The organism is Chitinophaga sp. 05T412 (assembly GCF_056396465.1).
This window is the reverse complement of the sequence record NZ_JBFTLN010000002.1, coordinates 352627-376709: the sequence shown is the minus strand read 5'-3', so window position 1 is coordinate 376709 and position 24083 is coordinate 352627. Positions and strand designations below refer to the sequence as shown.

The following is a 24083-nucleotide window of genomic DNA, read 5'->3' as shown; positions in this document are numbered from 1 at the left end:
AGTATTATTAATATCATGCTTTGATGGTACAAAGTTCCGGCTTGATGAAGAAGGAGTTGGTATATAGATTACGGATTGTTCTACCACTATTACTTATTAAGCTTCCTCTATTGTTGCAGTTACAGCCGAATGGGTAATTTTGTTTGGAGAATTAACAAAAACGATACAATCATGGCGCAGACATATAAATTTGATACTGTAAGCGAATACAATGCTTTCAATAACCATGAAACGTTACATCCTTTAGTCAGTGTGATTGATTTCTCAAAGGCAAAAGAAAGGACGGGTTCCCGGATGACCTTTGGTTTATACTGTATTTTCCTCAAAGAAGTACATTGCGGTGATATAAAGTATGGGTGTAATTACTATGACTATGAAAGCGGCACATTGGTATTTGTTTCCCCTGGTCAGGTACTTGATGTGGAAAACAAAGTTGATTATTATCAACCTGTAGGGCATGGATTAGTGTTTCATCCAGATTTAATTAAAGGTACTCCCCTGGGCAAGACATTGAATGAATATAGTTTTTTTAGCTACAATACCAATGAGGCCCTGCATTTATCAGAGAAGGAACGGAAAATCGTTTTGGATTGCTTTGCTAAAATTGAATATGAATTAAGTCAGCCGGTTGATAAGCATAGCAAAAAATTGATTGCATCCAATATTGAATTGTTCCTGAATTATTGTGAGCGGTTTTATGACCGTCAGTTTATTACCCGGGAGCATGTGAACAAAGGGATACTGGAGAAATTTGAAGCTTCTCTGAATAGTTATTTTTCTTCCGGAAAAACGGATAGTAACGGATTACCGTCTGTGGCCTATTTTGCAGATGACCTTCATTTATCTCCCAATTATTTTGGTGATCTGATCAAGAAAGAAACCGGGAAATCGGCGCAAGAATATATTCAGTATAAAATTATAGATCTTGCTAAGAGCATGATTTTAGATAATGATAAAACGATCAACGAAATTGCATTTGAGTTGGGGTTTAAGTATCCACAACACTTTAGCCGGTTTTTTAAGAGCCGTGTAGGGTATACGCCGAATGAGTATAGGAGTGTTAATTGATAGAGATTCATTAAAACCGATAGATATGGACAAAATAGAATGATGCTATTTTGTCCATTTTTTATTTTCAGCCAGCGCGGTTTTTGCATCTTGAAAAGATCATTCTCCGCCAATTTTCATAGATTAATACACTGAAACCTATTTAATCCTCAAAAACAAATGTAATGCGTTATACATGGCTTTTCCCCGTGTTCTTCCTTCTCCAGATTCCATTTGCACAAGCGCAACAAACTAACATCCGAATCCTTCCCGGTATCCGGATTCCGATTACCGACAGTACAGTGAAGGCACAACTTTTCAATGATTTGAACGATTTTCTGGCGCAGAAAAACAAACCATTGGACAGCAATACCCGTGTAGCGCCGGAATATGCGCTGGAAACGGCTGCCTTACTCGATGAGTTGAATGGTGTCGAAAGAAGTGCTAAATATAAGAATGAGTATTTTTATCGTTGTTATCTGAACAACCTCACCGCGCAAAGTGATGGTCTCTTTTCTATTCAGTTTTCCTATAGAGCGGTGTATGACAGTACTCCGTTGCTAAGAGCCAGCTTTCATCTCCTGGCAAAAAAAACGGGTGAACATTATTATTTCTATTCACCATTGTCGCAGCTGACAAAATCCTGGAAAACCAGTAGAATAAGTAATGTTACTTTCCACTACAAGGATCGGATAAACGAAAAAAGAGCCACTGTGTATGCACAAAAGTTACAGGCTTTTGATGCGAAGCTGGGACTTTCCGGCTACACCACTGAATTTTATTGTTGCGATAATTTCAATGAAGCGCAGCAGCTGATAGGGCTGCAGTACAAGGCAGATTACAGTGGGATTGCTTTCAACTCATTAAGCGCTTCTCATGGAAGTAAAAGCATCTGTGTAGCGGGTGCAGATAACAAGGACGGATTTAATGAGGTGGATATCCACGATCTGTGGCACGACCGGCTGCATAGCAAGGTATCTGTGGAAAAAATTAATCGTCCGGTGGATGAAGGATGTGCCTATTTATACGGGGGCAGCTGGGGCATTCCCTGGCCTAAGATCATGGATATCGTTAAACGCTATGCAGCGGCTCATCCGGACGCTAACTGGCTTAATTTGTATAATGAGTCGTACAATTTTTCAGAGGACGCTCAACGCCCTTTAAAAGCTGATTTTGCGATTAATGCATTGATCGTAAAAATGATTGAAGCGGAGAAAGGGTTCCCGAAAGTAATGGAACTATTATGTTGTGGGAAGCTTGAGGCGGGGAATAGCAACTATTTCAGGACTTTAGCAGAGATAACCGGCATTACGAAAGAAGATTTTAATACCAAGGTGCAAATGTTGATATTGGCCGCTAAGTAAATAAGAAACCGCTACAAACATTTCCTGTAGCGGTTTTTTTATTAGGTAGTAGCTTACCGGGAAACCTTGTTCTGAAGTCCGTCATTCAAAACAAAGTTTCCTGGTGGAATTAATGGGTTATTTTTTTTCTTCGTGATATTCCTGCTCTGTATTAATAGACCAGATATTGGATTTGGTAACAATACCGTTGGTAATGTTGTCTACCGCTACCATGGCTGTTAACATAGAGTGATCGGAATTATTGTATTTGTGCATACCATTACGACCTACGAGGAACAGATTTTCAAACGTATCAATATACGCCTTCAGTTCTTCGAAGCGTTCGTAGGTACCCCAATAAGCGGGGTAGGTTTTTTCCATCCTGAGCACGGTAGCATCTAGTACATCCGACTGTTGTGCCAGTCCGATTTTACAGAGTTCGGTGATGGCAGTTTGCCTGATTTGTTCATCTGTCAGCTCCCAGAAATCGTCTCCTTTATTACAGAAGTATTCCATGCCTACCCAGGTGGTATCGGGATCTTTTACCATGTAGGGGCTCCAGTTGTTGAAGAGTTGGAGGCGTCCTACTTTTACATCTTTTTCCTGTATATAAATCCAGGTATCTTTTAAAGATAATGGTTGATGCTGACCTGTTTTTTTATCTTCAAAGCTCAGGTTTTTTAGTAAGATGCCGATGGTGATGAAGTCGCGGTAATGCAGTCCTGCCGCAATCTCCCGTACATTGGCAGGTACATTCGCTTCCAGGTCGGCCACCAGTTCTTTAATAGGCATGGTAGAGAAGAAGTAATCGCCTTCGAGGGTGACTACTTCGCCGGTAGCGCGATCGAGTGCTTCAATGGAAACAATTTGGTTGCCGGAAGTATGAATTTTTTTGACATCGTGCTGCATGAGTACGGTGCCGCCTTTATTGATCACCTGGTGAGCTACTTCTTCCCAGAGCTGGCCGGGGCCATGTTTGGGGTAGAGGAATTGTTCAATCAGGCTGGTTTCTACATTTTTCTGTTTGAGATCTTTCGGTTTACCCGCATCGATGGCTGATTTCACAGCATGTGCGATCGCTTTACCGATGGAGATACCTTTGATTCTTTGTGCGCCCCATTCTGCAGAAATGGAGCTGCAGGAAATACCCCATACTTTTTCTGTATAGTCTTTAAAGAAAAGGTGGTAGAGGGTTTTGCCGAAGCGGTTGATCATGAAATCTTCCAGCGACTTTTCATTTTTCCTGGGAAATATTTGTGCCCACAGGTAAGAAAACATGATACTGATGGTGGTGGTGAAGCCAAGTTTTCTCAGGGTATCAATGGAAAGTTGTATGGGATAGGTAAAGAATTTTTTCAGGAAGTAGATGCGTGACAGGCGTTGTCTCACCAGCATGATCAAGTCCGGATCAGTGGCTACCAGTGTGTCGGTATTGTTATTGTTGTTGCGGGGTGCTTTTACTTCCCTCGTTTTCGATTGGTAGCTGATAGAGAATATTTCCGCTGCTTCTTTATCCAGCGGCATCATGGTCATCCACCAGTCCATCACGCGATCAGATTTGGAGAAGAAACGGTGTCCTCCAATATCGATGCGGTTACCTTTATAGTTGACTGTTTTGGAAATGCCACCGATATCGGTACTTTTTTCCAGTACTACCGGTATAATGCTGGTGCGCTGTAAGAGTTCATAGGCGGCGGTAAGCCCTGCCGGGCCGGCGCCGATGATGATAGCTTTCTTTTGCATGAGCGAATGAGGTTATTAAATAAGTGATTGCTGAGGTGAGCAGATGGTGGTAATCAGAGTACTTATCATAAGGTGTTGGAGAGGTATTCCCCGGATGTAAAAAAGGCGGAACCTGTTGAACATTGGCATAGCAAAATGGTTTTATGCAGGTATTTCTGGTGAAGGAATTACCTGTTTTGAGGGTGTATATTTTTTTGGGTTAGCAGCAGATGATGAGGGCTGCCCGCACTATACAAGTATAGGAGTAGTTACTGAAATGCGACAGCAGCATTACTACTTTGGCTGCGGCTTTGAACGCAGCGCCTATACGGTAAAGGGTTTTATTTTTGTTAAATGGATAGGGAGTGGATTAGAATTTCCATTTATAAAAATAGATGGGTGCATTTTTGCCTTCGCTGATGGTTACATAACCATCGTTGGCCGGAGTAATGGTGATACCTTCTCCCTGTTTTTCTACCACATACGGCAGTATTTTCGCAGGTTTAGACATGGCTTCTTCCACGCTTTCATTGGCGTTCCGGTGCCAGTAGTAGACAGTGGTTAATGTTTTGATCACAATATGGTGGCCGTCTTTAGAAATATCTCCAGAAGTTACCCAGGTATAAGGGAGCTTTATCAATTTTTCCAGCATGACTTTATCGCCATCTTTGAAAAATAGCGGACCGGCTTTATAAAGACTAACTTCTTTTTCTCTTTTGCTGATAATATAAATTTGTTTGCCAATAGGATCTATCATCAATGATTCTGCATCTCTGGCGCCATTGGGGAATTTCAGCGTGAGTACATCGGGTGTGACACTTTCTTTTTCTGCAGGCATTTTTTCCGGTTCGGGAAAACGATAAATGCGGATGTGTTTACGGATGCCGGCATTGTCGCCGATGTCGCCAACATATACATAGTACTTTCCTTTTTCCGGCCCGATGCCTTCTGCAATATCTTCCCAGTCGCGGTTGCTGACTTCTTCCAGTTTGATAGTGCTGATCAACGCACCTTTGTGATTGAGCAGATATACTTCCGGTTTATTGCCGCTATCGTTATGCGTCCAATAGCAGCCCTTTAAAGGCACGCTGGAAGCGATGCCAGAAGCTTCCCGGATCTTATCCGTTTCAAGACGACCGAGTATATCGGGTGTCACTGTTTGAGCTACTGATGCAGCAGCAAACAAGGTACAAAGCATGGAAAGGAGGAGTAAACGCATATGTTAATTTACAGAAAACTGCCGGAATGGAGATTTTTTTCAGGTTTTTTTTGTGGAAATGGTAAGGTTTCTTTTAACGGATCGTAGAATACATCTCCGTTGTGGGTGCGGATGTGAAGAAGAGGAAATATTGAATTTTATTAGTTCAATGATTCTTAATTATCATCATTGTTATCCAGAAACGATAGATGATAGAGGTAATATCAATAACCGTAAAATTAGATCAACATGAGCAACCGGAAAATGAGGATAGCACTTAATTTTGTAGCATAAGGGTAACAAGAAATAGTTAATGAGTTGAGTTCTTTAAAAAGATTTTTTCACTAAAAATATATTTATATGACAGACGCTACTTACCAAATCCTTTGTAATGCTTTAATCGAGCAAAGAAAACGTGTTTCTGAATCTCGGGAAGAGGCAGCGAAGTTGCTTGATGAACTGGGTATTAGACATCTTTTAATTCCTATTTCGGGAAAAAAGACGGCATCAAAAAAAGCCACTAAAAAATCGGCATCTAAAAAATAGTTTAATCTCAGTGATACTTGCTTGTTGACCACTTCCATATATTATTGAAAAACACAAATAAAATACTATAAAATACCACATGTTCAATGACTACCTCAAAGTTATTATACTCATCCGACCCAGGTTTACTTATCGGCTTTCATGGCTGTGACGAAGATATAAGAGATCGTATTGTTCTGCAACATACGATGCTTAAATCAAGTAAGAATAATTGGGATTGGCTAGGAGAAGGAATGTATTTCTGGCAAAATAATTATGAGCGCGCCATACATTACGCAACCAATCCTCCTCCCAAGGTACACATTGAAAAGCCTTCTGTACTTGGCGCCGTATTCAACCTTGGGAATTGCCTGGATTTATCAGATCAGCGATTTATTAATATGATACAACTTTCATACGAGAGTCTAAAAGACTCTGCTTTAAGGGATGGGGAGAAGTTGCCTGTCAATAAAAACCCGATAGGGCAAGGCCGCTCAAAAGATAAGGTGATTAGAGCGCTGGATTGTGCAGTGCTTTCAAATGTTCATACAATTACAGACAAAACATCTATGCCTGTTTTTGATACAGTAAGAGGCATTTTTGTAGAAGGAAAGCCTGTGTACAGAGGAGCTGCATTTAACGATAAATCACACCTGCAAATATGTATCCGAAATCCTAATTGTATTAAAGCTTTCTTCGTGCCTAGAAAACAGGCAAACTGGCCTTGAATATTGAGGTGGTAGGTAGGAGTAATTTTTTGTTATAAAAGAGAACGCTGCAAAATCCTTTGCAGCGTTCTCTCTCATCACTTCTTCGCTAAATCCGATTTAGTCTTTATTCGCTCAAATGTATATGTCAGTTCAGGATCTTTACTCTCCCGCACATATGCAATGAACTGATTCAACGGCACTTCGTAATCAGGCATAATACCACGCCCACTGTCTTTTGAGGCATTGAAGAAATACAACTCAGACATGGGTACCGTGAGAATAGATTTTGTTTTAGGTAACATATATTTCAGGAACCAGGCTGCTGTAGTAGCATCTACACCACTACCAGTTTCTTTACCGATGATTTCACCACGTTTGTTTTTTTGTACCAGCGATGCAAAGTAAGTAGCTGCGGATACGGTGCCTCCACCGGTTAATACATATACTTCTCCTTTGAAGGCATCTTTATCGGCCGGAAAATCTTCCAGTAGTCCATCTCTTAAACGGGCATTTCCTACGAAGAAGCCAGTGCTGTCTTTATCAAAACGTTGATAGAGGAAATTCAGATTACGACGGATATCATCTTCAGATAATACACGGCCATTGTCTGCTACGGCATATTCCGGGTAGGCGATGTCAATAGTTTTGGTGCGGTAGTTATACACATTGCGGAACGGACCTTTTGCTAAAAAAGAGTAGAGCAATGCACTGATGGCAGGGTTGCCGCCACCATTACTTCTGATATCAATCACTACCTGTTTGTAATTCCGGCGATTGATTTCTTTAAAGAAATCGCTGAACTCTTTGTAGGCAGTAGCTTCATCGAGGGAGAAGGTGTTGACGGTTAGCAGCCCTGTTTTGGTAGCGTCATCATAATTCCGGTACACATAATATGCGCGTTGGAGCATATTAATAGGCATGACGGCTTTCTTTGTGGCATGAAAAGCATCTGTGGGTGATGAGAAAGGAAGGGTGATTTTACTTTCTTTGTTATTGTCAGGTGCTTTGTATACAATGTCAAAGGAACGGGTAACACCGGCGCGGAGACTGAAAAGCAGCTGGAATTCTTCATATACCCTGTCAGTGCCGGTTTTGATGTAGCCGTCGCTGTAGGCTGCACTGGCGAGTACCCGCAGGATATCGGGAACATTCATACCATTGATGCTCACTATCTCTGATCCGTAAGGAACTTCGCCTCCTTTTAAATTAATGAAGATTCTGCCTCTTTCAATCACAACGGGGAAGGGGAAGAACTGAATATTATTATAAACCTCGCGGATATGTTCTGGTGAGAAATTAAACGCAGTATGCACATCATGGAGTAGTTGCACCGGCGAGTATTGCAGACAACTGAGGATATCCTTTTGTTGAGATGCCAGCTTTAACAGGGAATCTACCTGTTTGTTAAAGGTGGTGGAATCGGTGAATTTGTAAGGATTTGGATGCTGTTTCTTTAAGATATCCACGGCTAAACGAAAATCGGATAACAGATCTTCTTTTGATAGTTGGGAAAATTCTTTTTCCTGTGCATGGGCTCCCAGACTTTGTACTGCCAGCATTGCAGCCAAACCCGTCTTAATAAATTGTTTCATATAGTGCGTAAAGTTTTTAAGAATAAATAAGGTCAAGAATACCCTCATTCCTGATGATCATCATTCCTTGTCTATCGGCTGTGATGCCTTCTTTCAGCTGATAGGTGTATTTAGGTATGCTGCCTTCCATGATAGTTGGCATGTAGGAGAAGCGAATGTGTTTATTTCCTTTCAGTGCTTCCCCTACTTCAATGATATGTGTGGATACCACAAAAAGACAATGCTGATAGTCGGAAAAGGCTTCGGTAACCGCGAGGGTGCCGTCGTAAGCATCTTTTACGTTGGTACCTTTAAAGAGTTCATCGAAAAGGAGGAATAGTCTTTTACCGCTGGCGGTGGCTTCTGCGGCTTGCTTTACCCGCATTACCTCCGCATAGAAATGGCTGTAACCTAATCCTATGTTATCTGCTACGTTGATGGACGTATACAATCCCTCCCTTATAGAAAAATCCAGTTTGGTAGCAGCCACCGGGAATCCCATGTGGGCAAGGTATACCGCAATGGCTACCGATTTCATCAGGGTAGACTTACCAGCCATATTAGCGCCTGTCAGGAATAATACATTGCTGTGTTCATCCATGGTGAGATGATTGCCTACTGCGTTCGCCAACGCCGGATGTGTGAGATTTTCCGCTGCCAGGATGTTTGTCTCTTTTGGTAGTGCACGGGCATAATTAAAGCCTCTTTTGGCGGCTACTTTGCTAACGGCAATGTATACGTCTATTTCGTAGATGAAGCGCAATACTGCCTCCATTTTGGCCGCATAGGCCGATTTTAGCAGGTAGTCATAGTGAGCCAGTGCTGTTAAGGAAAGCGTTTGGTAGATATCCGTGGCGGCGAGCGTTTTCAACATCGGCTCTTCCAGGAGGCTGCGCATTTCTTTAATCTTATGCGCAAAGGGGCCTTCGCCGGGGAGTGCCTGCAGGAATGCGGTGCAATGATGAAGTACGCCAATGGTGGATTGCAAGCCCTGTACTTTCTTTTTGTAGCGTTCGTCGCGCGTTAGGTTTGCCAGGCATTTCTGGGTAAATGTGCCCACAAATGCAGCCAGCCGGTTGCTGCCGGGCGAGGTATCGAGGTATTCCCGCATATTGATGATTTGTTGTTCATCAAAGGGAAAAGGGATATTCAGCGCCTGAAAGAAGCGGAATATATCTGTGCGTGTATTAATTGCGTGGATATCTGTCAGCGGATGATGGAACATATCATCCAGCATTTTTTCTCCGCCTCTTGTTTTCACGTGATTGAACAAATGAAAGATAGATCCCGTACGATACTTGCCTAACAGGTTCAGTTCCTCTAACGTTTGTTTGTCAATAAAAAAGCTCATGTCACTTCGTTTAAACGTTTACGTTAATATTCTTCTTCCCGTTTTTTAAGATGTCGAGGATTTTTTCATTCTGGATAATGATCATCCCATGGCGATCGGCGGTGATGCCTTGTTCCAGGCGATAGGTATATTCCGGTGTATGACCATTCATGCGCGTAGGAAGATAGAGGAAGCCGATGCCGGGTTGTTGTTGCAGGTCTTCACCAGCCTCCACGATGTGAGAGGAGATAATAAACCGGCTGGCTGTTTTAGATGCAAAAGCTTTGGTTACTTCTACTGTAGCTTCATGCGCATCTTTTACGTTGGTACCGCGGAATAATTCATCAAACACCACGAATATTTTCTTTCCGGCGCTGAGTTCTGCAGCTACTTTTTTTACACGCAATACTTCTGCGTAGAAGTGACTGGCGCCCATGCCCAGGTTATCGGGTAAGTTGATGGTGGTATAAATACCATCCATCACGGAAAACTCCATCTTGCGCGCTGCTACCGGGAAACCCATATGCGCGAGGTACATTACGGTGCTTAGTGACCGCAGGAAAGTAGACTTTCCGGCCATGTTGGCGCCGGTGAGAAAGATGACCCGCTGCGATAATCCCATTTCCACGTCGTTGGCTATAGGCTGGGTTAAAGCCGGGTGGTACAKGCCTTCGAGAGTCAGGGTGTTGCTTTCTTTTTCCAATGGTGTTGGGAAGATGAAATGATGCTTGTTAGCTACCTGCGCTACGGCCATATAAACATCGAGCTCATATATGAAGTGCAATATATGTTGCACTTTTTCGCGTTCGCGGATACGAAGTAAATTATCAAATGCAGCGTTGGCTGCAAATGATAATTTACTTTTTAGGTTTTCACGGAATACAGGTGTAAATGCCGGATCAGACAAACGCGTTTCCATTTCCTGACGCAAGGATGTAAAGGCGGTATTGCTGGTGACGGCATCTGTTGCAATAAAGGCTTTTACCCGCTGTAGTAATTCCAGAACGGCAGCAACGCCGTTCTGGATATCTTTTTCTCCCAATTCAGGTTGACTGTTTCTTCCCGATTGTTGTGCCGGGTGAGCGAAATATTTTTCAGCCAGGTCAAAGAGGGAGCCGTTGAAAGGGAAGTCTATACGCGCTTGTGCGAAATGCCGGATAATATTACCTCTTTGGCGGATCGCGGTGGCATCTGTCAGCGGATGGCGGAACATATCCTGTAGCAGCGCTTCTCCTCCCCGGGTGCAGGCGTGATTATATATTTCATAGATGCCCACTATATCTCTTTTGCTAAATAAGCGCAGATCATCAATTGTTTGCTCATCAGTTTGTAAATGCATCTGACAAAGTGGTTATTGCCTTTTACGGCGGATTAATAAAATCGTGGCACCTATTAACAGTAATCCGGGAATGATCCAGACGAATGTCCATTTGATGGTCATTACCTGTGCATAGGTTAATAGTATCAGGTTGTCTTTCGGCGAATGCAGGTATACGAAAATCGGGAAGCGGTTAAAGTCCAGCCAGCTATAAATGGTGCTATACATATAATCGTTCTGGAGGCGGCCATTACTCATAAAGTCGGCGTCCCCGGTCACTACAATACGTTGTTCTTTTCCCTTAATATGGCGTACCAGTTGAAGGGCTGTTACAAAACTATCGGCTTGTATATCGCCGGCAGCAGCATTAAATACAGGGGCAGCAGAATCAACTACAATGCCATGGGCGCTGTGCCAGGTAGATTGTGGCCGAGTAAGCAGGATGGATTTTATGGCGAACCCACTGGAATCCGACCATTTTAATGGTACCGCGCCAGGCATCATAATGTTGATACTGTCGCCTCCTTCTTTGGCGAGATAGGCGGTTTCATTATCCGCCATATCCATCGCAGGGCGGCTTACATATAAACCGATATGATCCGGCATTTCATGTGGTGATGGTTGTACCAGTAAGCCATCTTGTGCAGTAATGCCTAATTGTTTCAGTAGTGGATTGATTGTATTTTGTTTGCCATTTTCTGCCAGTATAAACAGGTTCCCTCCCTGATCAATGTATTTGCTCAGCCTTTGACGGGCTTGTTCACTGAAGTCTGTTTTCGGATCAGCTATTACCAGGCTGGATATGTCGGTAGGAACGTCCTGACGTTCAAGATTAATTGTATCTATATCAAAACCGAGATTGGTTAAGGAGCCGCGTACCCACTTTGAAGCGGAGTGGCCGGCATATTCCCGTTCGCCCAGTTTAGATGGATTACGTTCGTAATGCCCTGCGCTGAAAAGCACCTGCGGCATTTCTTTCTGTAACAGTCTTTTGAAGGCGGCGGCAGTAGCCGATTCTGTAGGCCAGAAGAGCGGATCATCGAATGTGCGCAGAAAAGTGGTCCTGCCTTTGTATTTCAGTTCCATTACCAGTCGCATATTTTCCGGCGCCAGGTCTATTACTTTCCGGATACTGTCTGGTGGAAGGAAGGAGGAAAGATCTACCTTATTGCCTTCTGCTGTCAACGCTGCTATCTGTTCCAGTGTTTTACCGGGCAAATATTTAAAATAGGTGCTATCGCCATCGAGAACATCGTAATAGTAAACATACTTAAATTCAATATTGGGTTTAAAACGTATGTAGCGTGACCACATCTGTGCGAGGTATGCATTTCTGGTTTCCGGAAACCCATTGTTTAAGCCAGCACCTAACAAATTAACGTACATGGTTACCTGTAAAGGCTCATCTCCCAGTTCTTTCACTACTGCCTGTGTTTTGGGATGCAGTGTATTGACTTGTTGGGCAGTGGTATCGTAATACCAGATATTCGTTAAACGGGAGGTGAAGAAACCGATGACTAATACAATCAGGAATGCACCCAGGTATTTGGCTGTTTTAACATACCAGGGAAGTACCGCTCTGGCGTTCTGTAACCGGAGATAGGTAAACAGGATCAGCATAGCATCTATCAACAGAAAGTAAGCGATATCACTGCTGTTGATGAGTCCCATCAATAGATTTTGTGTACGGCCATTGATGGAGATGAAGGCAGTCAGGTCTCTTATGAAATCATATTTTTGCCAGAGTTGCCCTACCGAACCCAACACAAAAAGCAGGATGAAACAGCCGATAGCGKAGAGTACCTGGTAGTTGGTGAGGGAAGACATAAACATACCGATAGCGGTATAGGCGGAAACAAGCAGAAAGAAAGCGAATAGCCCACAAAGGAGAACGCCATAGTCAACGTGACTAATACCAAAAAGACCTATTACTACGAAGATGCTGACAATAGCTACCAGTACCATATTAAAGGTTAGAATAGCCAGGTATTTTCCCAGTACGATATCTCTTGTTTTAACCGGAGAGGAGTAAAGTAACCGGATCGTACCATTGTTAAATTCCCGGCTGATAAGGCCCATCGTCAGCAATGGCACAAAGAGATATAAATTTTTCAGTGCGCTGATAAACAAACTGTTGGCACCCAGGAAAACACCACGTGTCTGGGAGCCGGGAAAGCCTTTGAAAAAGGGGCTATTCTTGAAGTAGATATCTTGCCATTTGGCTGTTTCTTCTGTGGACGCAACAAAAAAGTATCCGCAAAACACAAAGAAGGCGATGGCTAAAAACCAGGCTACCGGCGAATAGAAAAGGTTGCGAAGTTCATTTCGGGCAATTTTTAAAGTAATTTTCATCTGCGCGGTATATTATTAGTTCGTTTTAGTAGAGAGTTGCTTGAAGATATCATCCAGGAGAGAGCGTTCCAGGCTTAATTCCCGGAGCTGCCAATTGTGTTGAACACTGGCGTGTACCAGGCGTTCTGTGATGTCTGCATCTCCTTCAAAATAGAGGCGTATTTGTTTTTTGGTGAGGTATTCTACTTTCGTTGCGCCGTGGATTTGTAATAAGTCCGCTTCTGCAGGAGGGTTCTCCATCGATATCAGCACACTTCCCGGCTGGATATAGTTGTTGAACGCATCCATACTGTCTGAGAAGATGATGCGTCCTCCTTCTATCATAATAATTTCCCGGCACATCAGTTGTATTTCGGGCAGGATGTGAGATGACAGTAATACGGTGTGCTCTTTCCCAATTTCCTGTAACAGCTTCCTGGCTTCAATCAACTGGTTAGGATCGAGGCCGGTGGTGGGTTCATCCATCACTACCAGCTTCGGCTTATGAATAATAGCTTGTGCAATGCCTACACGTTGTTTATAACCACCGGAAAGATTGCGGATCAGGCGGGAACTGAAATGAGCAATGCCTACTTTCTCTTTTACTTCGGTGATGGCTTTCTTTATATGGTCTTTGGGAATAGCTCTTAGCTCCGCGGTATACTGGAGGTATTCATCTACCGTAAGATCAGTATACAAGGGGAGCTGTTGTGGCAGAAATCCTATTTGCTGCTTCGCCAGTTCCGCTTGTTTGCGGGTATCTACACCGTTGATGGTTACCGAACCTTCCGTTTGATTGAGTACACCGCAGACGATGTTCATCATGGTAGATTTTCCTGCGCCATTGGAGCCGAGCAGGCCAACAATGCCATGCTGATTAATCTCCAGGTTGATGTCGCGGACTGCCCAGGAGCTGCTGTACCTGTGCGAGAGTCCTTCAATTTTAAGTACGCTCATATTATTTTTATGAATAAAGGTTCCCCGGGAGACCGCATTTGCGGCCTCCGTTAGGATTTTTTGGTGAAGAAGTTGACTATCTCGAGTGCCTGATATCCACTACAGCAGGAGCCTGAGCGCCTGTTGCCTCCGTGTTCCCTGTTAGCACCAGGCTAATATTGCGACGGAGCCAGGGATTATTGTCCGTATCAAATTGTCCAATACCGTTCGCTGTATAAGAGGCGATCAGTGTATTGGTGATCGCATCCCGAAATTCAAATACATAGTTGTCTATTCCTGCGAGTACCGGCACTTTAAAGAAACTGGTCTGCTTTTTAAAGGAAAGCTGTGCCAGTTCTTTTTGTGGATCTCCTTTCAGTACCACCTTTACTGGTGCAATGCCGGCGGCATGTATTAATCGTATGCCCATTACGCTGTCGCCCGGCGGATAATACGGCAGGTCATCGTGAATGAGGAAGCTGTCTGGTTTAGCCCTGCTACCAGTCAGGATCAATGTGGTAATGGAGCCTACCGGTAATGAAAGCGACAAGTTATATAATACATGATCCGCTGTGGTGTCAGGATATTCAAAAATGCCTAATGGCTGTATACCGCTATAGGAGCTGAATGACTGTGCCGTGTTATAAGAAATTCTTTTGGTGAGCAAATAATTTATGGGCGCAATGCCGTTAAAATTCATCGCTACGTCGGTGCTTCCTGCGATGGCGTTCATCACTATGAGTGAGGAGGTCCCTGGAGGCGTGGCGTCTTTCTTACAGGAAATAATGCCTATACCAATTAACAACAGCAGGGTGGAGATTTTCTTGTTGATCCGGTAATTATTCATATGCCAGTTCTTTTTATAGTGCATTGTATCCAGGATTCTGTTTCAGGAAAGGTGCTTTGTTGATTTCATCTTTTGGAATGGGATATAGCAATTGATAGTCGCCTGCCCAGGGTTGCTTAAGTGCTATTTTAGAAAGCACTTCCCTGGCTTTGCCTGTTCTTTTAAGATCCAGCCAGCGATGTCCCCATTCAGCAAATAATTCGATACGCCGTTCCGCGGCTACTGCATCCAGTACGGCTGCGGCGGAAAGGTCTTTTGATAATAGAGGAATGCCGGCACGATGACGGAGTTGATTCAGGTCATCAATCGCTACGCCTATGCCACCTCCGGCGCCATGTGCTGCCGCTTCCGCACGGATCAACAGTACTTCCGCCAAACGTACTACCATATAGTACTCCGGGGCAGGTGCGCCTGCCACTGCATTAGGACCACCTATTTTGTATTTTTTCGGATACCAGGTAAAGAAAGGTGCGTTAGGATTCGTCTGTTTATTATTGGTGCTGTCTACCCACGCGGTATATCTTTTATCGCCTGGTTCAAAGGCATGACGTAATTCTGTTGTCAGGCAATAAGGAGTGGCACCGGAAGTGAAGCTGCCAACGGGTAGTAGGGCAAACCCTTCCTGGGTGGCATTTTTCAGGATATAAAGGTCCTCTGTGGTCTGTTTCAGTTGCCAGATAGCTTCGCGGCTATTGGCCAGGAACACTTTGTTGAGATCATCGAGTTCATATAGGGAAGTTTGTGCCAATACTTCCGATGCTTTGGCCGCTGCCTCCGGATAATCGCGTAAATAAAGCGCTACACGGGCAAGCAATGCTGCTGCAGTCCACTTATTGGGTCGTACTCTCTCACCGCGACCAGCCGTGTAATCGCCAGGTAATACGGTATAGGCTTCCTGCAAATCGGCTACTATCTGCCGGTATATATCCTGCTGGGTGGCATTGGGTAATTTTATCGTAGTGTTGTAATCCATCACGAGCGCCAGGGGCACCTCTCCGAATAGATTTGTGAGGTAGAAGTAGCAGACGGCACGCGCCAGTTTGGCTTCTCCCCTGAAAACTTTTTTAACGCTATCCCGCAAGCCCGGAGAGGTAGAGGCGTTCAATCCTTCAATCACCGCATTGGCGGTACTGATTGTTTTATAGGCGCTGGCCCAGGCTTTCTGGGCACTGGTGCCGCTATTCTCTACATTTAGTTTGTTGGTACTAAAATAATAGAAGGCAGTATTTTGTACGCCTGCTCTTAAATAAAGTTCATCTGATGATAATCCTCCCAGTATGGTGGCCAGTCCGGAGGTGGTACTCTCGGTGGCGGCCTGCCATGAAGTGAATCCGTTTGAATTGATCATCCGGGAGTAAATTCCTGCCAGCGCACCTTCTGCCTGTTTATCAGAAGAGAATATTTTGTCCGAAGTCACCGAAGTGGCAGGATCTGGAATTTCTATTAATTTTTTACAGGAAGAAGATAGCAGTAAAATCAAAAAACTGGCGAATACACCGCGTATTAAAGACATATACTTCATGATTTAAAAAGTAAAGGACAATCTGCCAGTCAACGTGCGGGCAGTAGGAATAGTGGATAGCTGCTGAATCTCAGGATCTAATCCCATATACCTGCTGATCCAGAAAACATTCTGTATGCTCATCATCAGGCTGCAACTGTGCATGCCTGCTTTCTTTGCAAAAGACGATGGTAACTCATACCCCAAACTCAGGTTATTCAGCCGGAGAAAAGAGGCATCCGTATAGGTGCGATCAGATTCACTCATCACGTCTATGTTGGTAGAGTAAGGCGCATATAGTGCAATGTCACCCGGTTTACGCCAGCGATTTTTCGCATAGTCCGCAGGGAGATATAAGTTTTCCATTTTCCCCGGACGAACGTTCGCCAGTAAATTTTGCCCCATTTGTTTTCTGAAGGAAAATCCGAGGTTAAGGGTGAGCTGTTTGTAAGTAATGATCGCGCCTGCGCCGCCGGCAAAGGCGGGTGTCATATCCAGCTCAATGTACCGGTCGTCAGCATTGGGTGTCTGCAAATCGGTACCATAGGTAACGGCTCCGTCTTTGTTGTGATCTTCATAACTGTATTGCCCGGTTCTGGGATCTACACCCAGGTAATGAAGCAGGTACATGGTACTGAGCGATCTGCCAACCTTGTAAGTCAGGGCATAAGGTGAATTTTCGATACCATCGTAAGACACTAATTTGTTTTTGTTTGCGCCAATATTGAAGTTCAGAACAAGCGAAAAATCTCTTTTGTTAATGGCCTGCCAGTTCGCACTTGCCTCGATGCCGCTGTTTTGTACATTGGCGGTCCAGTTACCCAGTACAAAAGGGAAGCCGGTAAATATAGGCGTGGGAAACTGCGTGAGCTGATTGTCGGTACGTTTACGATACCATTCCACCGAGATCATCAGTTTGCTATCAAAAAATCCGCTTTCAGCTGCCAGGGTCAGTTGTTTACTGGATTCCCATCGATATTGATCATTGAAGGAATGTTGCAACAGATATGGTTTAATGCCGTTATAACCGGGCATGAGTATTCTGTTGTAATCAGGGTCCTTGGGAGCCCATTCTTTCATGTACTGATAGTCCATAGAACCATCGCTACCTGTCATACCATAACTTCCCCGGAATTTGAAGAAATTGATCCATTGCGGCAGGAGAGGTCTCATCCATTTTTCATCACTGATGACCCAGCCGGCACCAATTGAGCCAAAATTGCCGTACTGTTTTCCTGGCGCAAACCGGGAGGAACCATCTCTTTCGAGATTGATGTTCAGCATATATTTATTCTCCAGGTTATAATTCACCCGGGCGAACATGCCGGCATATTTATAGTCAGTACGCATTTCAGTAGTTTGCTGAGAAGGCGCATTGGTAATCGTATTCATTAGTTCATCGTATTCGTATCCGGAGCCGACGGCGGTGGTGCCGGTGGTAGTGGCCTGTTGAATAGTGCCTCCTACCTGTACGGCTATACGCGATTTTCCGAGCATATGCACGTATTCCAGTTGAGGGGTGGCATTAAAGTTCCGGGAGAGCGTGTTCCCAAAAGTAGCCTGGCCGGTCAGGTCTCCAAACAAAGGATTTTGTGCGGCGATGGGTATTTTATAACTACTGCTACCCGTATTTTGAGCAATACCGCCCTGAACGCTGACTGTTAGTCCCTGGGCCAGCTTATAGGACATATTGAGTGACGAGGTCAGGAAATTGGTTTTGCTAACACTGGGTGTCAGTAAGTAAGAAAACGGAAATGCAAATGAATTATAACCAAAATTCCATCCTTCGAAGTTTAGCTTTCCATGCTCATCAAAGATGGGAGGCGCATTCGGAATAAACCAGGAGAAGGAGCCGGAATAGTTGACTGCATCCACCAACATACTGCTGTAGCCTACATTCAGATCTACGCGTAGCTTCTCATTCGGGCTTTTGTGATTGAGGTTAAATTGTACCAATCCTCTTGTGTTGCCACCGGAGACATTCATCAGATCGATGGTTTTATCATAATTCGCATTTAACCGGAAAGTAGTATGGGAATCACCTCCGCTTAGGCCCACTGCTATCACACGTTGTCTGCCGGTACCCACCAGTTGCTTTTGCCAGTCGGTGTATTTAGTGGTGTCCCATTTCATCAGATCAGGTGCATTATCTGCATTGGGTGTAATATTGTCGTTGGCAAAGGCTTCTTTACGCATGGCAATATAGTCAGGTGTACTCATCAAAGGAATGCGGCGGGAGGGTGTACTCCAACCTTCTGTGTAATCAACATTGAAGGCCGTCTTTCCCGGTTTTGCCCTTTTGGTGGTGATGAGTATTACACCGTTGGAGGCCCTGGAGCCATAGATGGCGGTAGCATCAGCATCTTTTAATACTTCAATACTTTCGATATCTTTTGGGTTGAGTGCAAAAAGCGGACTTTGGCCACCTACATTCGAATAGCCACCCTGGATGAGGCCAGGGGTCATTCCCATAATGGGCGCATTGGCATTCGCCATATTCCACTGAACGCCGTCCACGATATATAGTGGGTCTGAAATGGCGTTAAATCCCACAGAATTTCTTCCTCTTATTTCTACCCGCACATTTCCGCTGGAATGCCCGCCATTCGGGGTCACAATCATACCAGGTACTTTACCTTGTAGCGCGAGTAAAGGATTTAGCACCGCTTGTCTGGCAATTTCCTCGCCTGTTACTTTCGTAATACTGCCAGTAGCGAGACGTTTACTGGTAATGCCGTAGGCTTGTACCACCACCTGATCCAGCTGATCTGTAGCAGGCGCCATGCTGATAGAAATTTTGCTGGTAGCACCGGCCACTTTTATTTTAACTGGCTGGTACCCGATATAGCTCATGCTGAGTACATCAGGGCCGGCAATTTTAGCGATCCTGAATTCACCTTTTTCATCTGTTTGTGTGCCTTTACCATTTTTCATGACCATCACCGTAACACCAATCAAAGGCTTACCTGTAGTGGCTTCATAAATAACACCATTGATGGTATAGGTGGTGTCTTTAGGTATAGCTACTGGGAAGGAGAAAGGCAGGCCGGAAGATTTTTCAGAGAGAAAGATGGTGCGGTCACCAATTCTGAATAGCAGTGGCTGGTCTTTAAATGCCAGCTCCAGGAAGTCGGACAGCGACATGTTTTGCACCTTCAGATTAATCGGATGTGCAGCCGACAGTAACTGTTTGTTATACATGACTGTATAACCGCATTGTTCTTCTATAACAGGGAATATTTTACAAAGCGGCACATTCTCCCCGGAAAATGAAATCGCATTTTTTAATGTTTGTGCGTTGGTTGATAAATTGATGGCCAGGAGGAATAATAGCGATAGCTGAATAGCCCGCGTGCTTATATTACTGAATCCTTGCCGGAAATCCAGGCCAGTACAGACGTTGGTGAACACACGACGCCTGTACCGAATTGCAGTTTTTTGGTTAAATTGCATCAGTTTGGTTGTTTAAAATAATCGTTGAATGCGAATACAACGGATCAACCGAATACTAGCCGGAGGCGACGCCAATCGCTCCCGGTTTTTTTTGCCGGCATCTGCATATTTGATTTTTCCGTTTTTATTTTGGTTGTGTATTATTTATTAATCACAATGACTTTTCTGCCTTCTAAACGATAATGTACGCCGGATTCTTCCAGCCCTTTCAATAAGCTTTCCAGGCTTTCCTGCCGGCTCATCTTTCCTCCGAAAGTGATGTCCGGTACGCCATTTTCATATTCAACGGTGATGTCGTACCAACGTTCGATCTGGCGCATTAATTCCGCTAATGGAACGCCATCGAAGTTGAAGAATCCATCTTTCCAGGCAGTCACCTGTTGGATGTTCACTTGTTTGACGAGTAGTAGTTGTTCACTTTGTTGTGCTACTTGTTGACCTGGTTGTAGCGTAATTGTTTGTTTGTTATACTTTACCCTGATTGTTCCGTTGACTAGTGTTGCTTTCATATCCGCCTCATTCGGATAGGCGTTGACGTTAAAGGACGTGCCTAATACGTCAATAGTAGTACCGTTGTTGATGGCCACCTGGAAAGGCATGGTAGCATTGGCGGCTACGTCCAGGTATGCTTCTCCCGTAATCTCTACCCGTCTTTCCTTCCCTGCAAAAACAGTGGGATAGCGGATGGTACTGGCAGCGTTGAGCCACACTACAGATCCGTCGGGCAGTGTTAATTTAAATTGCCGTCCTTTAGGAGTGGTGATTTTATTAAAAACCACTTCGTTGCCGGCGGTTTCATATACCAGCGCGCCATTAATTACTTTGGCGGATGCGCCACCTTGTTTTGCAATTATCCCGTTACTGATGCTATCCATGGATACTTCTGAACCATCTGCGAGGGTGAGTATCGCGCCTGCTTTGCCGGGTTGCACGGTATTGTTGGCAATTACCTTACCGGTGGTAGCAGGTGGCTGCTGCCATAAGTATAGGCCGGTGGCCAATAGCGCCAATACGGTTGCCGCAGCCGCCCAGCGGAAAATGGCGGTATTCCGCCGGGTCGGCGTTAATTCGGCAATCCTGGTTGGAATAGTGTCGATTTGTGCGGTATGTAAAATATGATCCCACATGGTTGCCTGGCTGCTACTACCCAGGTGTTCATCTTGCTGCACAGTAGACAGCGCCTCCCGGAACATCATGAAATGTTCGTCGTCCTGCGCCGGGTCGTTCAACAAATCGAATAATTTGTCTAACTCGGCCGGTGTAGCGCGGTTGGTAGCGTATTGCTGCCACAAATAGCTTAGTTGATCCCTGGATGATTTCATACCTGATATTAGTAAGACGAATAGCTGTCAGAAAAAATACTACTCCCTGAAAAAAAATTATTGGAGGGCTGCCATCCAGATAAGTAGCAGGAATAAATCGGCGCCTTTTTCCATTAAGAAGGTGCGGATGGCGTGTAAGGCCTTCGACATTTGGTTGCGTACAGTATGCACAGAAATAGACAGGATGGCGGCAATTTCTTCATAGCTGTAGCCATCGCGGTATTTCAGTTGGTATATGCGTTTCCGTTGTTCCGGTAGTTGATTTACGGCTGCCTGTAATAATGTTTGCATACGGTCCCAGCGCTCGCCTTGTATAGGTTCGTTTGATTGCGACAGGTGCAGCGCTTGCGCCACGAGGTATTGCATTTTGATTTCCAGCTGATCGCGGCGCATCCGGTCCATGGCTTTATTGCCCAGCATTTTGTACAGATAGGCGCCCGGAGATTCAATATGAGTCAGTAAATCCCGCTTTGCCCATAGCTGAACAAATACTTCCTGTACAATTTCTTCTGCCCAGAATTCAGATTTCAACAATTTAACTGCGTGCCAGTGAAGCGGATCGGCATAAGTTTGAAAGATGCTGGAAAATGCAGCAGTATCGCCCTCTGATATGCGCCTGAATAACTCCTGTTCACTAAAGAGTAAGTCTTTCTCCACCATAATTATTCTATAGCCCGGGTAAACTTAAAGTAAATTATGGATAAAACATAGTACGCGGTACGGGAGCATAAAAGTTTGATATAATGAAACGCTTGCTGGGATGGATATTAGGAGGTTTGATAGTATCATGTGATACTATCAAAGGCGTTATTTTCAAGCTGGAGGCGGAGTTGGGAAAAGGTGATAGTATCACCTGATACTATCACCTATCATTTTTGGGAGAGATGAATTCGCAGTAGCGTAGAGGTATATTATGTATTTATAATATTATAGAATTTATTTTAATAGATTGATTATAAATAATTAAGAAATAATCGCCGCATAAAATGCGGTGAATAAATCGCTTCATGCGGCGAATAATGCCTATATTCACCGCATAAAATGCGGCGATTACATGTACATTCATCAACAACCTACCTGGCCATTATTTAAATGGGATGCCGGAAAACTGGCTGGTCTTTTAGCGGACGTACGTTTCCGTCAGGGAAGAATACTGGGTTACATGGAGAGCTTAGGATTTAATCTGCAAGCAGAAGCATCCCTGCAAACACTTACACTTGATGTACTCAAAACCAGCGAAATTGAAGGAGAGCTACTTGATATTAATCAGGTAAGATCATCTATTGCGCGAAGATTAGGGGTGGATATCGCTAGTCCGGTGCATGCAGATGGCGATGTTGAGGGTGTAGTAGAAATGATGTTGGATGCTACACAGCATTATGAAAGCATCCTTACTGAGGAACGATTATTTAACTGGCATGCTGCACTTTTTCCGATGGGGAAAAGCGGTATTAGAAGGATCATTACCGGTTCCTGGAGAATGAACCCGGATACAGCGCCCATGCAGGTAATATCTGGCCCCTATGGAAAAGAAAGAGTGCATTATGAGGCGCCGGAAGCAGRTAGATTAACTGCAGAAATGAATCGTTTCATGGATTGGTTTAATCATAACACCGATAATGATCCCATCATTAAAGCCGCCATCGCACATTTATGGTTTGTTACTATACATCCCTTCGACGATGGCAACGGTCGCATCGCCAGAGCTATTACAGATATGCAGCTGGCACGTGCCGATAAAAATAATCAGCGTTTTTACAGCATGTCCGCTCAGATTATGAATGAAAGAAATGCCTACTATACGATATTGGAAAGAACGCAAAAAGGAAATCTCGATATCACCCAATGGATGGAATGGTTTCTGGAATGCCTCTACCGCGCTATGATGGCTACAGATGATATTCTTGCACACGTGGTAAAGAAAGCCCGCTTCTGGGACAAACACAGGGAGCATGCTTTTAATGAGCGTCAGAAAAATATGCTCCTCCGCCTGATGGATGGCTTTATAGAAAAACTAACCTCTTCCCAATGGGCAAAGATCACCAAATGCTCCTCTGATACGGCTGTGCGGGATATCAATGAGTTGGTAGAGAAAGGAGTGTTGGTAAAAGAGCCTGGAGGCGGAAGAAGTACGAGCTATGTTTTAAGATAAGTATATCATGAAATAGTATATACGCGCTGGTTATCTTCATCAGAATTTTTCTCCTCCCACATAAGGGTTTTGTCCCCTCACCGTGTAATAGTTAATATTAATAGTCGTCTGGTTATCATGTGATTATCACTTAATTATTTCGTTATGAGGGAACCTGCTTTTTATTACGCCATACTGTGCTGGAGCATAGTAGTGAGGATGATATTTTTCCGCTGTATGCTGTCTTTTTGTTAGGGAAATTTTTAGGGAGATGTGGGTCATTTGTTTTTTACGTTACTTTAGGTATAAACAAACGAGTCCATGAAAAACTACGTAGTACAAAAAAGTCCGTTCGTGGTGCCTACAACAGATGGCAAACTAATTGAAGAAATATGGGGCAATTCTACCGGTCATGGTAACATCTCTGTTGCGCACATGGTAGCTCCTGCCGGCTGGAGTGAGCCTCATCAAACGCCTGAATTCGACGAATTCACTTACATCATTTCCGGAAAGAAGGAATTTGAAATTGATGGTGTAAGCGTGACATTACAGAAAGGAGAAAGTATTCTGGTTAAAAAAGGTGCCAGAGTAAGGTATAGCAACCCTTTTGAAGAGCCTTGCGAGTACATGGCGATTTGTATGCCGGCGTTTTCTATTGACCTGGTGAATCGGGAAGGGTAGGCAATTGGCCGCTTAAAAATAAAACAACCACCAAAACGACAACTATCTAAAATGATAAACGCCGCAAATGCTTTGGTGCAAATTTGCGGCGTTTATCATTGTTGCCTGACCTGGATT

Annotated in this window: 18 protein-coding genes; 6 read left to right on the top strand and 12 right to left on the bottom strand. The window is 44.1% G+C overall.

Annotation, left to right across the window (positions count from 1 at the left end; all coding sequences use genetic code 11):
• The first annotated feature begins 129 nt into the window (after positions 1-129).
• Both AC1DFM_RS05105 and AC1DFM_RS05100 read left to right on the top strand, forming a co-directional pair.
• Positions 130-1068 carry a helix-turn-helix domain-containing protein gene (locus AC1DFM_RS05105; protein ID WP_477075652.1) on the top strand — a complete coding sequence of 313 codons (939 nt, stop codon included), beginning with the start codon at positions 130-132 and terminating at the stop codon, positions 1066-1068.
• 164 nt (positions 1069-1232) lie between these two features.
• The gene (locus AC1DFM_RS05100; protein WP_477075651.1) at positions 1233-2411 is read left to right on the top strand and encodes a hypothetical protein; all 1179 of its coding nucleotides are present in this window, start codon (positions 1233-1235) and stop codon (positions 2409-2411) included.
• A 117-nt stretch (positions 2412-2528) separates the two neighbouring features.
• Here the strand turns inward: AC1DFM_RS05100 and AC1DFM_RS05095 are convergent, their stop codons facing one another.
• On the bottom strand, positions 2529-4133 hold the full coding sequence (locus AC1DFM_RS05095) for an NAD(P)/FAD-dependent oxidoreductase (RefSeq protein ID WP_477075650.1): 1605 nt from the start codon (positions 4131-4133) through the stop codon (positions 2529-2531).
• A 349-nt stretch (positions 4134-4482) separates the two neighbouring features.
• Positions 4483-5331: a hypothetical protein gene (locus tag AC1DFM_RS05090; RefSeq protein ID WP_477075649.1), complete on the bottom strand. Its 849-nt coding sequence runs from the start codon at positions 5329-5331 to the stop codon at positions 4483-4485.
• A 339-nt stretch (positions 5332-5670) separates the two neighbouring features.
• Here AC1DFM_RS05090 and AC1DFM_RS05085 point away from each other — a divergent pair, with 339 nt between their 5' ends.
• Together AC1DFM_RS05085 and AC1DFM_RS05080 are read left to right on the top strand one after the other, a co-directional pair.
• Positions 5671-5856, top strand: coding sequence for a hypothetical protein (locus tag AC1DFM_RS05085; RefSeq protein ID WP_477075648.1), 186 nt, complete (start codon positions 5671-5673; stop codon positions 5854-5856).
• Between the two features lie 86 nt (positions 5857-5942).
• Complete coding sequence (locus AC1DFM_RS05080; RefSeq protein WP_477075647.1) at positions 5943-6563, top strand: hypothetical protein; 621 nt, start codon at positions 5943-5945, stop codon at positions 6561-6563.
• 77 nt (positions 6564-6640) lie between these two features.
• Here the strand turns inward: AC1DFM_RS05080 and AC1DFM_RS05075 are convergent, their stop codons facing one another.
• The 10 genes from AC1DFM_RS05075 to AC1DFM_RS05030 all read right to left on the bottom strand — a co-directional run bounded on the left by AC1DFM_RS05075 (position 6641) and on the right by AC1DFM_RS05030 (position 21814).
• Complete coding sequence (locus tag AC1DFM_RS05075) at positions 6641-8137, bottom strand: S41 family peptidase (protein WP_477075646.1); 1497 nt, start codon at positions 8135-8137, stop codon at positions 6641-6643.
• 16 nt (positions 8138-8153) lie between these two features.
• On the bottom strand, positions 8154-9467 hold the full coding sequence (locus AC1DFM_RS05070) for a MutS-related protein (RefSeq protein WP_477075645.1): 1314 nt from the start codon (positions 9465-9467) through the stop codon (positions 8154-8156).
• Between the two features lie 10 nt (positions 9468-9477).
• Positions 9478-10785, bottom strand: a complete 1308-nt coding sequence (locus AC1DFM_RS05065) for a MutS-related protein (protein WP_477075644.1) — start codon at positions 10783-10785, stop codon at positions 9478-9480.
• Positions 10786-10797: 12 nt separating this feature from the next.
• Complete coding sequence (locus AC1DFM_RS05060) at positions 10798-13116, bottom strand: Gldg family protein (protein WP_477075643.1); 2319 nt, start codon at positions 13114-13116, stop codon at positions 10798-10800.
• A gap of 15 nt (positions 13117-13131) precedes the next feature.
• A complete protein-coding gene (locus AC1DFM_RS05055) occupies positions 13132-14052 on the bottom strand; it encodes an ABC transporter ATP-binding protein (RefSeq protein WP_477075642.1) in 921 nt (306 codons plus the stop codon).
• 76 nt (positions 14053-14128) lie between these two features.
• Positions 14129-14878, bottom strand: coding sequence for a hypothetical protein (locus AC1DFM_RS05050; protein WP_477075641.1), 750 nt, complete (start codon positions 14876-14878; stop codon positions 14129-14131).
• Between the two features lie 13 nt (positions 14879-14891).
• The gene (locus tag AC1DFM_RS05045) at positions 14892-16391 is read right to left on the bottom strand and encodes a RagB/SusD family nutrient uptake outer membrane protein (RefSeq protein WP_477075640.1); all 1500 of its coding nucleotides are present in this window, start codon (positions 16389-16391) and stop codon (positions 14892-14894) included.
• 12 nt (positions 16392-16403) lie between these two features.
• Positions 16404-19832 carry a SusC/RagA family TonB-linked outer membrane protein gene (locus AC1DFM_RS05040; RefSeq protein ID WP_477075639.1) on the bottom strand — a complete coding sequence of 1143 codons (3429 nt, stop codon included), beginning with the start codon at positions 19830-19832 and terminating at the stop codon, positions 16404-16406.
• A 140-nt stretch (positions 19833-19972) separates the two neighbouring features.
• The gene (locus AC1DFM_RS05035) at positions 19973-21154 is read right to left on the bottom strand and encodes a FecR family protein (RefSeq protein ID WP_477075638.1); all 1182 of its coding nucleotides are present in this window, start codon (positions 21152-21154) and stop codon (positions 19973-19975) included.
• A gap of 57 nt (positions 21155-21211) precedes the next feature.
• Positions 21212-21814, bottom strand: coding sequence for an RNA polymerase sigma factor (locus AC1DFM_RS05030; RefSeq protein WP_477075637.1), 603 nt, complete (start codon positions 21812-21814; stop codon positions 21212-21214).
• Positions 21815-22208: 394 nt separating this feature from the next.
• Between AC1DFM_RS05030 and AC1DFM_RS05025 the strand changes: the two genes are divergently transcribed.
• Both AC1DFM_RS05025 and AC1DFM_RS05020 read left to right on the top strand, forming a co-directional pair.
• The gene (locus tag AC1DFM_RS05025; RefSeq protein ID WP_477075636.1) at positions 22209-23306 is read left to right on the top strand and encodes a Fic family protein; all 1098 of its coding nucleotides are present in this window, start codon (positions 22209-22211) and stop codon (positions 23304-23306) included.
• 300 nt (positions 23307-23606) lie between these two features.
• Positions 23607-23966: a cupin domain-containing protein gene (locus tag AC1DFM_RS05020; RefSeq protein WP_477075635.1), complete on the top strand. Its 360-nt coding sequence runs from the start codon at positions 23607-23609 to the stop codon at positions 23964-23966.
• Positions 23967-24083 lie beyond the last annotated feature (117 nt).